Raw genomic sequence first — 14,355 nt, forward strand, 5'->3', positions numbered from 1 at the left:
ATGTCGGTCGTTTAGCCGCCGCGAAGTTGCGCCTAAAAACCGCCCTTCCGTCGATCTCTTTATTCGTCGTAGGTGTTGGTGTGGCTGGCCGTATGGGAGCCGCTAAGCTTAACAGACATAACGTGATGGTCTGGCTGGATTGAAAATGGCTTTGACTTGTCTCGCCAATAGCAATTCACCTCCACTTTGTCGCCGTGCTCGTCCTCGTAGCTAAAATCCCAATGCTGGCTGAAACCGCCAGACTTTGTCTCGCCGCCCGCCATACCTGCGGCCTCTGCGGCTTTCGGCACATCATAAATGTTGTGATCGGTTGCGGCCTTGTTGATCACTTTGACCATCTCAATGTAGAGATCACCAGCATTCTTCGTCATCCTATCTCCTTACCCTTGCTATTCGGACACGGCGCTTGAAAGGGCCACGCCAGATCATGACCGCCAGAAGCATCGCCGCCCATTCAACGCTCCGAGCGACTTGGTCAACGATCTACTAAAATGCTGACGATCTTCGCGGTCAGCTAGCGACGGTCCGAAATGCGCCCCAAATTCAGCCGTTGGATCGCTTAAGTTGGATTCCTAACTTCTGCCGTTACAGCCTCAAAGCCACCGCGAAGGTCGAGACAGGTTTAACCATGGAGTATCGGCGTTAAAATCATAGTTGTGCTCGTAAAATCGGCTATGACTTTAAACGGGGCAGGGAGCCGAATGCACGATTTTGAAGCGATGGCGGCGGCCTTAAAGGCAAGTGGGCAGTACCGCGTACAACGCCGTCTACAAACGCGGCTCCGCATCAACGATTCGCGGGGCGCGCCAACAAAGCTTGGTCTATTTGTCGACGTTGAGACGACCGGGCTCGACCCGACGCAACACGAGATCATCGAACTCGGCATGATCCCGTTCAGCTATCTACCAGACGGACTTATCTGCGACATTGGTCTACCGTTTGAGCGGTTTCAGGAGCCGACATCGCCGATCCCGCCTGCAATCACACGACTGACCGGAATCACCGACGCGATGGTGGCCGGGAAGCGAATTGATGTTGACGCGGTCCGAGCACTAGTCGAGCGAGCTTCGCTCGTGATCGCGCATAATGCGAGTTTCGATCGGCGTTTTCTCGAACGCCTGAGCGATGTGTTCGTGTTCAAGCCCTGGGCCTGTTCGATGTCGCAGGTCGATTGGATCGACGAAGGGCATGATGGGGTAAAGCTTGCCTATCTAGCCACCGGTGCCGGCTTTTTCTACGACCGGCATAGAGCCGTTCACGATTGTCGGGCCGCTATCGAATTACTCGCCGCACCGCTGCCGATAAGCGGCGTGCCGGCAATGGAAAAGATGTTGGAAAAGGCGAGGCGTCCGAGTTGGCGGATATGGGCGGAGAACTCGCCCTTCGACTTAAAGGATGTCCTCAAGGCCCGGGGCTATCGCTGGAATGGCGATGACAATCCCAATCCGCGCGCTTGGTACATCGATGTCGATGACGGTCAGCGGGAGGCGGAAATCGGCTTTCTTTGCAAGGAAATCTATCTGCGGGAGGTTGATTTGCCGGTGCGCGAAGTGACCGCGTTCAACCGGTTCTCCGACCGCATCTGAGCATTGTATCGAAGCACCGAATCCGGGGGGAAGAATGCACATTTCGAAACTGCGTTTGGTCAATTATCGCAACTTCAGCCGCGCCACTCTCGCGTTCGAAAAGGGCGTCAATACGATCATCGGGGAGAATGGGTCGGGCAAGACCAATGTCTTCCGCGCGATCCGCCTTTTGCTCGACGACAGCTTACTTCGCATGGCCTATCGGCTCGACGATAAGGACTTCCATCGCGGGCTCGACGACTGGCGCGGGCACTGGATTGTCATCAGCCTCGAATTTTCCGATGTATCGCAGGACGAAACGATCCAGTCGTTGTTTCTACATGGGGCGGGCAACATCAGCGGCTCCCACATCGACCGTGCGACCTATAATCTGATTTTCCGCCCCAATGCTGCGATTCGCCTCAAGCTCGCCGAGCTTGAAACCGGTGACACTGCCGGGCTGGAAGCGATCCGCAGCGAGATCACGCTCGCCGACTATGAAACGATCTTCACCGGAAAAAGCAGCGCCGATCTCACTGATCCGACCACCTATAAAAGGTTTGTCGGGGATTTCGACCTCGTCGTTTTTCCGGTTGAGATGACGCCGGCGGAAATTGGCGGCATCGTCCCCGGCTCCTTCTCGCTCTCACGCGAGATCGGCTTTACATTTATCCAGGCGCTGCGTGATGTCGTTGCCGAATTTCAGAACAACCGCACCAATCCGCTGCTCGCCTTGCTAAAGAGCAAGAGCGGAGAGATCGATCCCACCGCATTCGAGCCGATCACCGAATTGGTCAGCAATCTCAACTCAGCGATCCAAGACCTCGATGACGTTCGCGCGATCCGCACTGATATCCGCGATACCATTACCGACGCGGCCGGCGAGACATATTCGCCCAAGTCGCTGTCGATCCGCTCCGACCTGTCGGATGAGGCAGATCGGCTGTTCCAGTCGCTCAAGTTGTTCGTCGGCGAAGCGGAGATCGGCTATGAGGGCGGCATCCACGAGCTGAGCCTCGGCGGCGCCAATCTTATCTACCTCACCCTCAAACTGCTCGAGTTCAAATATCAGAAGGTCAAACAGACGTTCGCCAATTTCCTCGTGGTGGAAGAGCCCGAGGCGCACATCCACACTCACATCCAGAAGACGTTGTTCGACCGGCTGAACTACGACGAGACCCAGATCATCTACTCGACGCATTCGACCTACATCTCCGAGGTTAGCAACGTCGAGAACATCAATATTCTCGGCCGTTGCGGCAGCGCCTGCGAGGTTTATCAACCCTCGGCAGAGCTCGACCCGGGGCAGATCCGCACGATCCAACGCTACCTAGACGCCGTGCGCAGCAATCTCCTGTTCGCCAAGAGCGTGCTTCTTGTCGAAGGCGACGCCGAGGAAATCCTGATCCCGGTCCTCATCAAGCAACTGCTCGGGCTCAGCCTCGACGAACTGGGCATCAGCCTGATTAACATTCGCAGTACCGGCTTCGAGAACGTCGCGATCCTGTTCCACGATCGCCGCATACGCAAGAATTGCGCGATCATTACCGATCGCGATCTTGCGTTCATCGACGTCACTACGGATCCGCTCGACAGTGCGAAATTAGCGAAGGCCAAGAAGCGCGCTCTTGCCTCGCAAGCCTCAGGAGCGAGGCGGGAAACGCGGCTAACCGCTTTCTGTACGGGCAACAGCTGGCTGAGCGCGCATTTCGCAGAGCACACGTTCGAGGTCGATTTCATAAAGGCCGGGAATGCTGCCGCTGTGGTTTCCATCCTAGACGATGTCTACAGCGATGCTCTGACAATTGCGTCCGCCAAGGATGACCTCGAATCCGGCGAGGTCGCGCGCTACGGTGCCCGCATGCTCACGATGGCCGAAAACAAGGGCAAAGGATGGTTCGCAATCATCCTCGCCAAGGCGATTGCGCCCGACGTGCAGGTGCCGGACTACATCCTCGACGCGCTGTTTCAAGCGCACCGGCCGGTGTCACCCGAGATCTTCGCCAGTATCCTTGACTATCGGCTGCGAATGCAACTCGACTCTGGAACACCGCTCGCCGACGTCGAGCCGATGCTTGCTAAGGTCCGGCAGTATTGCGCCGGCGATCTCGACTTCGACACGATCCGCACCGAGATGCTGACCGCGTTTCCGAGCGATCGCATCAACGCTGTTCTGGCGAGCTTTTAGTGTTCGTCTGGGCGCCCGATGATCTCAATGCCGAGCAGGTCACGGCGATCGAGACGCCGGGCAGCGTGTTCCTGACGGCGTGCCCGGGTAGTGGCAAGACAAGGACGCTCACCTACAAGATCGCGCGAGAGCTCTCTTTGCTGACGTCCGACAAGCAGCGCGTGGTAGCAATCACCTACACGCACCGCGCTGCCGATGAGATCCACGAACGGATCGAACAGCTCGGCGTCGACACCAGCCAGCTCTGGATCGGCACGATCCATGCCTTCTGCATCGAATGGATCTTGCGGCCCTACGCGATATACCATCCCGACTTGAAGAACGGCTTCCGAGTGATCAACGCCCACGACACCGAGCGTGCGCAAGAAGCGCTGTGCGGGCGGGCCGCGACCCGACTGAGCCCGTTTGATTGCAATCACTACTTTACTTCGTCGGGTTGTGTCCTGAGCTGCTGGGAGCGCAAGCAACCGCACGTCCTAGCATTGCTCAAGCAATATTGGCGGGACTTGCGAGCCAACCGTCAGATCGATTTCGAGCTGATCCTCTGGTATGCCTATCAGCTAATCCGCGATGTACCATCAATCTCTGTGCTGCTCGGCTCGATATTCGCAACCGTGTTGGTTGACGAATATCAGGACACCAAGGAAATCCAGTACGCGATTCTCGGCGCAATCCTGAAAGCCGGGCAAGGAAAGGCGAAGGCCTTCATCGTGGGGGATCCCAATCAGGCGATCTACGGGTCGCTAGGCGGCTACGCGATCACGCCGAAAGAGTTTGGCTCGCTCTGCGGACTGACGTTCAAGGAGCTTGAGCTGTCACGCAATTACCGGTCGTCGGCCCGGATCGTCGGCTATTTCGAGAAATTCAATCTGCTGACCTCGAAGATCACCGCGGACGGCAAATTCAAAGCGTTCCCTAGTGTAATCTCGTTTGATTGCTCGACCGACCGCACGGCCTTGGTAAACGAACTCGTCCGCCTCATCCGCTACAATATCGTGACCGAGGGAATTGCGCCGCACGAAGTCTGCATTGTCGGTCCGCAATGGGTTCCGCTCGCCAGCATGACGCGTCAGCTGGTGGCCGCACTCCCGGAATACAGCTTTGCCGGTCCCGGCATGGTTCCGTTCGCGCGTGACATCGACAATTTCTGGTACAAGCTGTCGCGGATCGTCCTAACCGAGGCATCGCCACAACTCTATATCCGACGCTACCGCTGGGCAGGCGAGGTGATCGCCGCGCTCGATCTGGCCGGCGTGTCCACATCCGCTATTTCCCGAAAGTCGTTGCTGCGCACGTCTAACGCCATCACCTCGACCCAAACCGACGGCCTTGCTTATCTTCTCGAGTGCTTCGACGCCTTGTTCGCGGCGCTCGAGATCGATCGCACAGCATTTCCGATGCTGGTCGAGCATTATGACGCGTTCGTCGAAGCATCTCAGCGCCGGATCGACAAACTCGTGGCGGACGGGGCCGCTGCGATCGCCGAGGTCGCGATGTTCCGGAAGGTGTTCGATGAGAAGACCGGGATCACTGTATCTACCATACACGGCGTTAAGGGCGCGGAGTTCGAGGCCGTGATTGCTTTCGGCCTTCTCGAGGGGATGGTTCCGCATAATAGCGAGGTGGATAAGCACGCTGCGGCCAACAAGCTGCTTTATGTAATCTGTTCGCGCGCCAAGAAGAACCTCCATTTGATATCGGAAACGGGGCGCATGAACTATCGTCGCGCCCCATATTATCCAACCGATGTGCTCCTCGCGTGCACACACGCGTACGATCTCGTACCCTAGCTAGAATTGTGGCTCGTGCTCGCATGAAATTAGCACCGCCGCTTTCCGACTGCGGGAAACCCGGCATCGAGCGACGCATGTTGCCGGGTCAAGAATCCGCTCCCCATGATCAGCCGTGGGGAAGCGGCTTCACTCCCAAACTCCCCACATTATGCCACTCCATTAACAGTCGGGCGTTCCACGCAGAAGGCAGCTTTTTGCGATTGTAAACCAACAGCTGCCTGTCGGCTAACGGCCCAGCACCCGCCGAACCTCAGGCTGCGAGCGAAAGACCGATTTCGAGCTGTACCGAAGTCAGCATTCGCTTCACCTTCTGCGGTGGTTGGCCCAAATTAGGATCAGCGAACGCTAAACCAACAAGTGCGCCATTTTGCAGCAGAATGCCGTCGATCGAGCGAGTCTCAATTGCTAACGAGCTAACCAGTATCCGCTCACCAGATCGCTCCACGCTGCTTTCTCTTTCGCGGTCACGCCGAGCGCTACCAGCATGAGAGAGAATGGTGTTGGTTGGGCCCCACCCCGTGGGTCCAGAAAGCGCACCCTGCCCCGTAGGAGGCATATGTCCGCAGCTTGGGTCAGAGTATCGTGAAACCAGACCGAGTCCGTCCGGGCAGGAACGAGACACACCACCGCTTCGACGTTTCCTACCAGCCATTGCTCGTGCGCGCGTTGCAGCCATTTCAGCTGGGCGGAGAACGGCGGATTGACGAACGCCAGCCGGCCGGACCAGTCGTCGATTAGCCCGTCGCCGCCCTCATCCAGCAAGATGCGCCGCTTCGCGATGACCGGGCTGAGCCGGTGTGCACAAGGGTCGATATCGATCGTGCCGAATGCCGCGTAGATGTTCTCCATGAACTCGGGTGGCGTGAACCGGCTATCGCGGTCCTCCTTGTCTCCCTGGCCCCAGTAGGCGCGTTCGGGAGCCCGGCGCTTCGCGTTCGGAGCCAGTGCCTCCATCAAACGCATTAGGCTGGCAATCGAACCGCCACCCTTCTCGATATTCGAGATCGTCTTGCGGGTCAGGCCAGTCCTGACCGCCAGTGCATCGAGTGCGATTCCGCGCTTGAGACGACGAGCGCGGAACTGCTCCGCCAACGTTCTCCCGGGTCCGATACCGGTCAGCCGGAACTCCAGCGCGGTCATGACCGCGTCCAGCGTCGCTACCGAACCGATGCCGCGCTCGAGCCGATAGATTGCCTGCTCGCTCACTCCCGAACGGTCGGCAAGCGTCTTCTGGGTCCAGCCCTTGTCGCGCCGGGCGTTCCGCAGATCGTCGAGTAATATCGGATGTCTCCCACCATCATATTCTATCCGAGAGATGCTGCATGGCGAGCAATTGGACAAGACCGACCGTTCCGCGAGGCTCCATCTCGCCGCCGTAGTCTCGCAACCGCAACCGAACCGGGCTATCGCTTCCGGCCATGAAGGTATTTCTTATAGCGAGCGCCGCGCTTGCCGTTTGCATTCCGAGCGCCGCGCAGGCGTGGGGTCAGACCGGGCACCGGGTGATTGGCGAGCTCGCCGACCAACGGATCAGCGGCAGGACACGCGCCGAGATCGAAATCATCCTCGGCAGCGAGGACCTCGCCGAAGTGTCGACGTGGGCAGACGAGGAGCGATCGAACCCGAACCAGTTCTGGCAGGAAGAGGCTGGCCCATGGCACTATGTGACCGTACCCGCTGGGCAGGCCTATACCGAGGTCGGCGCGCCGCCCGAAGGGGATGCGTTCACCGCGCTGCAGCGATTCACGGACACCCTGCGCAATCCGGCGGCGAGCCGTGAAGACAAGGCGCTGGCGCTGCACTTCATTGTCCATATTGTCGGCGATCTTCATCAGCCGCTCCATAACGGAAACGGCACGGACCGAGGCGCCAACGACGTGCGCGTCACTTGGTTCGGCGATGCGACGAACCTGCATTCGGTTTGGGACAGCCGTCTGATCGACAGCCGCAACCTCTCCTATACCGAATACTCCAACTGGCTCGGTCGCCGCATCACGCCCGAACAGACTATCGAATGGTGGACTTTCGATCCGCTGGTCTGGATTGGCGAGAGCACCGCGATCCGCGATACGATCTACCCCGAGACCGATGGCTCTGAGCCACCGCGGCTTGGCTACGCCTATCAGTATAAGCATCTCGGCATTGCCGAGCGGCGTTTGCAGCAGGGCGGCGTGCGCCTTGCCGCCTATCTCGACTGGGTATTCGCAGGCGAGTAGCTGGCCTCAGTTTTCTTCTATTGTCACCATGCGTGAGTCGTCGAACGGCAGCGCAAGTCCGGCCGCCACATCATAGTCACCGTTCAGCCACTTCTCGTGGCTGTCCGCCTCAAGAATCACCGGCATTGCTTTGGGATGGATCGCGCCAACGGTGTCGTTCGCTTCAGTGGTGAGGAACGCCATCCGCGGCCCTTCGCTTGTGTTTCGCCACAGACCTGCGAACGCCGAGACTCCCGTGTCGGTTCGCTCGAACCAGACCTTGCGCTTCGATCCTTTTGGTCCGGTCCACTCGCAGAACTGCGTCCAAGGGACGAGGCAGCGCTGCTGTGGGTTCGTCAGCATCGGTCGCCAAAACGGACTGGAGAGATTGCGGACGTTTGTGACCGGTCGGCTTGCGCTCGCCGGCGGCGGCACGCCCCATTCGATCTCGTCCAGCGTCAGCATCCCCTTGATCAGTCGCAGGACTGGCGCCTTCTGGCTGGGGTAGATCTCGCCGCGCGGTCCGAGATTGGATCGATCCCCGTCGAACGCGCCGAACACCTGGCGTAGTTCATCAACGCTGGCCCGCATGCGGTAGAGGTTGCACATGTATCCCGTATGGCTCTGATCGCCGAAGGCGCCAAGTCTTTGGTCGCGGCGATAGCCGAACGTGCTTGTTCTCCGTACGACAGTACGGAATACAAGACCCATGATCTGGCTCACGCTTCTGGCTTCCGTCGCGGTCGTGCCTCCCGGCACGACCTTCGAGTGCACGCCCACCCACGTGTGGGATGGCGACGGTCCGGTCTGGTGCGAAGAGGGACCGCGTCTTCGCCTGAGCGGGATCGCCGCGCGAGAGAGCGACGGCACCTGCCGCTCCAATCAGCCCTGCCCCGATGCTTCCGCCGAAGAAGCGAAACGCGCCTTGGTCGCTCTCCTCGGTCGCCCGGTCGGTACTAGTCGACACGGGCACACGCTCGTCGAGGGCCCCGCAATGCACTGCCTCTCGGTCGGCGGCGGCGGTGGCAATCGGACTGCGGCATGGTGCGTGTCGCCTCTCGGTGGCGACATTAGCTGTGCGATGGTCGCCAGCGGCACGGCTCTACGCTGGGATCGCTATTGGCTAAATCACCGCTGCGGAACGCGCGGTGGCTAAGCGGCTGAGGTCTCTCGGTGCCTGGAGCCTGTCGGTCGGATTTTACATCCTGCTGATCGGTGGGACGGCCTACGGTTACCTCGCCTCCTGAACCGCTAATGCGCGGTAAATAGCTGGAAGTGCGCTGAACGATGCCGGTCCTTCCGCCACCGTCAGCCACACCGGACATCTTGTAAGCCACCGAATGTTCCCATAATGTTCCGGCATGACCGATGATTCGACGCAGCAGTCCGGCAACCCCGATCAGCTTCGGATCGACATGATCCGCGAAGTCCGCACCGCATATGATCGCTGCCAAATTGCGGAGCGTGACAGCGATAGCTTTGCCCGCTTGATCGAACTGCGCGATGCGACCTGGGACCTTCTGACGCTGCTCGAACGCGAGCTACCCGGCGAGGAGAACACCCTGCGCCAGCAACGCGCGTTCGCTTTCGACTGAGCGCAGTCCCCGTGCCCGCCATTCGCCTAACCCAGTTGGACTGGACCGCAGTCCCGCGCGAGATGCCGCTATTGCTGGTCAGCACTCCGGCCGGTTTCCCATCGCCCGCGCAGGACGACATGGAGGAGCCGATCGATCTGGGTGCCTGGCTCATGGAGAAGCCGGCCGCCTCCTATGTCATGCGGGTCGATGGTCATTCGATGGAAGGCGCGGGTATTGCCGACGGTGACCTGATCGTTGTCAGCCGCGCGGAGCGGCCGGTGCCGGGCCGGATCGTGGTTGCGCTGGTCCATGGCGAACGCACGCTGAAGCGGTTGCGGAAGATGGACGACCGGCTTTGGCTGGTGCCGGAGGCCGAGGGCTATCCGCACACATTGGTGGACGAGTATGTCGAGATCTGGGGTGTGGTCGTCGGCCTCGCCCGCCGCTACCCATGACCGGCGCCATCGCGCTTCAGGACGCGAACAACTTCTACGTCAGCTGCGAGCGCGCGTTCGATCCTTCGCTGCGCGGCGTCCCCGCGATCGTGCTGTCGAACAACGACGGCTGCGCCATCGCCCGGTCCGCCGAAGCCAAGGCGCTCGGCATCCGCATGGGCGACCCCATCCATCTGATCCGCAATAAGGTGAAGGCGCACGGTATCGCGGTGCGCTCGTCCAACTACGCGCTCTACGGCGACATGCAGCGCCGCATCCTCGCCGCGATCGAGCCCTTCGCGCGCGACGTGGAGATCTACTCGATCGATGAAAACTTCCTCGACCTTGCCGGATTCGAGGATCGCGATCTGGTCGCCCACTGCCAGGCGCTGCGTGAGCGGGTCGAGCAGTGGACGACGATCCCGACCTGTGTCGGTATCGGTCCGACCAAGACTCTGGCGAAGCTGGGCAACGCCGTGGCGAAGAGAAACCCTATCTTCGGCGGGGTCGCCGACATGCGCGATCCTGCCATTGCACGCTGGGTCATGGACCGGTTCCCGGTTGGGGATGTCTGGGGTGTCGGTCGCGCTACTACAGGCAAGCTGGCCGCGCTCGGAATCCATACCGCCGGCCAGCTTCGCGACATGCAACTTCGGCAGGCTCGCGGGCTCGGCACAGTGGTGCTGGGGCGACTCGTCGCTGAACTTAACGGCGTCCCTGCGCAAGTGGTGGAAGTGCTCGAACCGCAGCGCAAGGGCATGGCGGTGACCCGCTCGTTCGGCACGCCAATCACGACACTTGAGGTGTTGATGGGCGCAATTGCGCAATACGCCATGCGAGCAGGAGAGAAGCTGCGCCAGCATGGCTTGGTCGCCGGACGGCTGACCGTGTTCTTCCACACCAACCGCCATCGTCCAGACCGCCCGCAATACAGCGCCAGCCGCACGCTCACCCTACATCCGATGAGCGATGACGGCTTCCTGCTGATCGCGGCAGCCCGGCGCGGTGCGGAGGCCGCATGGCGTGATGGGTTCGCCTATACGAAAGCCGGGATCATGATTGAACACCTTGAGCGCGCTGATCTTCGACCGCGCACGCTGTTCGAATGTGCCGACGGTATCGAGCGCCGCGAACGGCTTATGGATGCGCTCGATGCCATCAACACGCGCTACGGAAAGTTCACGGTTGTGCCCGGCGTGCAGGGATTCAAGCGCAGTTGGACGACGCGGGCCGATATGAAATCGCCGGCCTGGACGACGCGGATCGATGAGGTGCCGCGGGTGGCGGCTTGATAATCTTGAACGCCCGACTGGTGTCCTCGCGCACCGATACAACCCGAGCGCAGGAAGACAAAACAGCTCGTCTCCACCAGAATAGAGACGAAATAAAAGGGCCCGACCCAGCAGACGGGTCCGCCCCTTCCAATATCATGCCAAGGTGCAAGGATGGTTTACACAGCCTGACGCCTCATACCGGACACTACGCCCGCACCGATCGCCCCCCGAAACGGCTCGCCCGTAACAACTGGTGGCAGCTTCCTGATAAGATTAGGGGAGAAGATACCGATGTGTCCTCCCCGGTCCGCTGCACCGAAATCGGCGGCACCCGCAGCATCCACCACAAAATCCGGACCGTGGATCCCCTGAAAAAACCCGTCTATAAACATCTGGTCGAAATTCGCCTGATCATGCCGAGCCAGCAGCACGAAGATCCAGTAACGAGCAAGATCCTCGACGGCCTCGGCACGACGCTCGGCACCAACCCCTGTGTCGGCGAGGAAGTGCCCGGGCACCCTCTGGACCAGCTCGGCCAGGCGCATAGCGGCCACCCCTCGCATAGCGTCTGCCAGCTTCCCGCCATCACCCTTGGGGGCCACCGTCTCCGGTTTGGCAGGGGAGCCAAAGTCGTCCAGCGAACGGATGTCGAGCTCGCTCCAGCCCAGCCTCCTACCATACCAGCTGAGCCTCGAATGCGGGGGAAGCATAAGCGGATGGGACTGACCCAAGATCCGTGAACACCCTGGCACCGTCGCCGCCTTCCACTGACCATCCCCGATCTCCAGGCGACTCAGATCGACCGGTTCGATCGGGCCCTCCCGTCCCTGACGTGCGGAGATATCCGGCTGCAATCGGAAGCCCATGAAGCAGAACGGTGGCGGCTCCGTGGACGGGCGCCACATCGTAAAGGGCCTGTCGAACGTCGAGCGGGATAGACCTGTCGACCTCGCCAACCCCGGAGCGATACGCCGCACCTCCATGTTTTCCGACGGCCAGTTCGTCACGCCCGAAAGATCGAATGCTGGTGCTCCCTCACCCACGGGAGGGAGCACCTCGCCGCCCTCTTCTTTCCGCGATGCGCCATCCTCCAGACCACCACCGCTTCCGGCTACGGTGCCGGCATCAGCGAAGGAATGATCGTCGTCCGAGGGCCCCGGCGAACCCTTCCCATCCGGATCATCATCATCTGCAACCAGAGCTTCCGGACCGAACAGGTCGTCCGGAATGTCGGGACCGTAATCCTCCGCGGAAGGCCCATTCAGGACCTCCGCCTGCGCATAGACGTCCCCGGTCGGATCAATCGCTACGTCAACCAGATTATCGACATCGGCATCGACCACGTGCTCCCGTGCCCGGGTAACGTCATCATCCCCTCCGTCTTCGACCGCCCCATCCAAGGACACGTTCGCGACTAGCGTTACAGCATCCTCGTCAGCGACAAATCCATCTTGATCGGCATGCCCGAAATCCTCGGTCACGATGCCGCGGCCAGCACGGGAGCGAGCAGCGATCGCTTCCATGAAAGTGCCCAGCGAAGGAAACACGAGCCGCCCTGCGGCATCCATCCCGGCATCAATACTGATCGCCCTCATCAGATGATCGACCCGTATCCTCGCTTCGGATATGTCGTTCTCCTCGGCGCCCAGATCGTCCAAACCCGCCAGGTCGGCACGCGCCTCTTGCAAGGCCAAGCGCAACCTCTCGCGGTATTCATCGAAGGATTCCTCGACCGGTTTACGCGTCTCGGAGGGATCGTCATCCTTCAGCGCATGGAGGAACTCCTCCTCCGTCCGACGCGCCGCGGACATGATGTCCTCACGCGAGACCATGCCACCCGACCACTCCACGATGACGTCCCGGATGCGGTTGAAGAGCGCCGTGTCGACCCGGGCCTGATCCGCCTTCACACCCGCCGCTTCCATCATGGAGAAGAACGGCAGCATGTATTTCGGCAGCAGATACCGCCACTGCTCTACCAGCGTGGAACGCCGGACGTATTCAGTCAGAAGCAGTTCCTCCACCGCATCATGTTCCCGTGCCATGCGTTCTGCACCGGCGCGGGCGCGGCGGTTCACGATGATGGCACGCAGGATGCCCTCCTCATCGTCCAGCAGCTTGGCGAATGCTCCCGTCGGATAGAAGTATCGCGAGGGATCCGTGACATCGAGCCCCTTCCCCTCCCGGGTGAAAAGCAGTCTCGGATGACGGTCTTTCAGGCCCTTCATCGCCAGTTCGAGACGCTGGCCCACATGCTTCGCGGTGGACATGCGCGCCCTTTCCGGCAGCAGTTCGTCGATGAGCGTCATGGTCTGGATCGCATCCTCATCATCCAGCCCATAGATATTCGCCAGGTCCTCGATCATGCGCTGTCGACGACGCTTCGCACGCCGCTTCTCCGCTGCCGGGACCGCCTCTTCTTCCATCTCCGGAGACGCGTTCAGTGCATCCTCCGGAAAGGGTTCGAGCGACTCCAGAAGGCTCTCCGGATTGCTGTTCGACATCGCGTCCGAGGTGTCTTCCGCACCCTCATCGGTTCCGGAAATTTCGTCAGAATTCTCTTCGATCATCATCAATCCCGCATCAAACTCGGTCCCGTTCGAGGGGCTTCAGACCGAATCACAACACCCGATGCTCTCGCATAAGCACCTTGAATCGACACCAATCCGCTCGGAATTGGGTCCACCCGTGTTTCAATATTTAAATCGAGCAATTTAAAAATTTACCCAATGCTCTCGCATATCATCTTCATCGACGGTTTTCCGCCATTCAATGCGTGTCCACAGACCCGATGCTCTCGCATAAGACCCGGTTTTATGTGTTTCTCCATATGCTCTCGCATAAAGTTCCCCACCCGCCAAAAATCGGCATTTCGGTGTGTTCGTGTCCCCAGACCCGATGCTCTCGCATACTTTCTGTCGACCCTCACGGGAAATGACGCAAATGCGCTGTATTCAGGGAGTATGCGAGAGCATCCGACTTCCCGTTTCCGACCGTTTCAGGCGGAACAAATGCCGAAAATCACAAGGCACCCAGATGCTCTCGCATATGGAAATTGAACCGAGACCGGCGAAACCCGGCACCGCGAACCTGATTTAGGTTAACAATCGCGGTGAATTTTCGAGGCGCAATACCTCAAAAAGGGGTGCAAAATGCCACCCCTGTTTGAGGCGCAATACCACAGAATTGCCGCACCTATCGGTTCAGCCAGTCTGTTGCGCCTTTCCGCCCGTGCCGGGCTGCAAGGAGTAGTTCGCTACGCTCACACGTCGTCCGGCCACAGCCGTCCTCCTCTTCCAGCCTCCCATCCGGTCGACGGTATCGATTCA

The 14,355-nt window shown here is 60.0% G+C and carries 11 protein-coding genes; 7 read left to right on the forward strand and 4 right to left on the reverse strand.

Features of this window, described 5'->3' with window-relative positions; all coding sequences use genetic code 11:
- Positions 1 to 59: 59 nt before the first annotated feature.
- A complete protein-coding gene (locus tag ACN4E0_RS10405; protein ID WP_419567608.1) occupies positions 60 to 371 on the reverse strand; it encodes a hypothetical protein in 312 nt (103 codons plus the stop codon).
- Positions 372 to 701: 330 nt separating this feature from the next.
- Between ACN4E0_RS10405 and ACN4E0_RS10410 the strand changes: the two genes are divergently transcribed.
- Genes ACN4E0_RS10410 through ACN4E0_RS10420 form a run of 3 tightly spaced genes read left to right on the forward strand, consistent with a single transcriptional unit; the run spans position 702 to position 5,543 of the window.
- On the forward strand, positions 702 to 1,586 hold the full coding sequence (locus tag ACN4E0_RS10410; RefSeq protein WP_419567609.1) for a 3'-5' exonuclease: 885 nt from the start codon (positions 702 to 704) through the stop codon (positions 1,584 to 1,586).
- Positions 1,587 to 1,620: 34 nt separating this feature from the next.
- A complete protein-coding gene (locus tag ACN4E0_RS10415) occupies positions 1,621 to 3,753 on the forward strand; it encodes an ATP-dependent nuclease (RefSeq protein WP_419567610.1) in 2,133 nt (710 codons plus the stop codon).
- A complete protein-coding gene (locus ACN4E0_RS10420) occupies positions 3,753 to 5,543 on the forward strand; it encodes a UvrD-helicase domain-containing protein (RefSeq protein ID WP_419567611.1) in 1,791 nt (596 codons plus the stop codon). The genes ACN4E0_RS10415 and ACN4E0_RS10420 overlap by 1 nt, the downstream gene beginning before the upstream one ends.
- 408 nt (positions 5,544 to 5,951) lie before the next feature.
- On the opposite strand, the gene ACN4E0_RS10425 is transcribed toward ACN4E0_RS10420, so the two are convergent.
- Positions 5,952 to 6,887 carry a DNA N-6-adenine-methyltransferase gene (locus ACN4E0_RS10425; RefSeq protein ID WP_419567613.1) on the reverse strand — a complete coding sequence of 312 codons (936 nt, stop codon included), beginning with the start codon at positions 6,885 to 6,887 and terminating at the stop codon, positions 5,952 to 5,954.
- Positions 6,888 to 6,964: 77 nt separating this feature from the next.
- On the opposite strand from ACN4E0_RS10425, the gene ACN4E0_RS10430 reads away from it, so the two are divergent.
- Positions 6,965 to 7,762, forward strand: a complete 798-nt coding sequence (locus ACN4E0_RS10430; protein WP_419567614.1) for a S1/P1 nuclease — start codon at positions 6,965 to 6,967, stop codon at positions 7,760 to 7,762.
- Positions 7,763 to 7,768: 6 nt separating this feature from the next.
- Here the strand turns inward: ACN4E0_RS10430 and ACN4E0_RS10435 are convergent, their stop codons facing one another.
- Positions 7,769 to 8,464: an SOS response-associated peptidase gene (locus ACN4E0_RS10435; protein WP_419567616.1), complete on the reverse strand. Its 696-nt coding sequence runs from the start codon at positions 8,462 to 8,464 to the stop codon at positions 7,769 to 7,771.
- A gap of 638 nt (positions 8,465 to 9,102) precedes the next feature.
- Between ACN4E0_RS10435 and ACN4E0_RS10440 the strand changes: the two genes are divergently transcribed.
- The 3 genes from ACN4E0_RS10440 to ACN4E0_RS10450 are packed head-to-tail and all read left to right on the forward strand — an operon-like array spanning position 9,103 to position 11,044.
- Positions 9,103 to 9,336: a hypothetical protein gene (locus tag ACN4E0_RS10440; RefSeq protein WP_419567617.1), complete on the forward strand. Its 234-nt coding sequence runs from the start codon at positions 9,103 to 9,105 to the stop codon at positions 9,334 to 9,336.
- Between the two features lie 35 nt (positions 9,337 to 9,371).
- Positions 9,372 to 9,773, forward strand: a complete 402-nt coding sequence (locus tag ACN4E0_RS10445; protein ID WP_419567618.1) for a LexA family protein — start codon at positions 9,372 to 9,374, stop codon at positions 9,771 to 9,773.
- On the forward strand, positions 9,770 to 11,044 hold the full coding sequence (locus tag ACN4E0_RS10450) for a Y-family DNA polymerase (protein ID WP_419567619.1): 1,275 nt from the start codon (positions 9,770 to 9,772) through the stop codon (positions 11,042 to 11,044). The genes ACN4E0_RS10445 and ACN4E0_RS10450 overlap by 4 nt, the downstream gene beginning before the upstream one ends.
- A gap of 158 nt (positions 11,045 to 11,202) precedes the next feature.
- On the opposite strand, the gene ACN4E0_RS10455 is transcribed toward ACN4E0_RS10450, so the two are convergent.
- Positions 11,203 to 13,596: a hypothetical protein gene (locus ACN4E0_RS10455; RefSeq protein ID WP_419567620.1), complete on the reverse strand. Its 2,394-nt coding sequence runs from the start codon at positions 13,594 to 13,596 to the stop codon at positions 11,203 to 11,205.
- Positions 13,597 to 14,355 lie beyond the last annotated feature (759 nt).

It is taken from the genome of Qipengyuania sp., assembly GCF_048550555.1.
Classification (GTDB): Bacteria; Pseudomonadota; Alphaproteobacteria; order Sphingomonadales; family Sphingomonadaceae; genus Qipengyuania.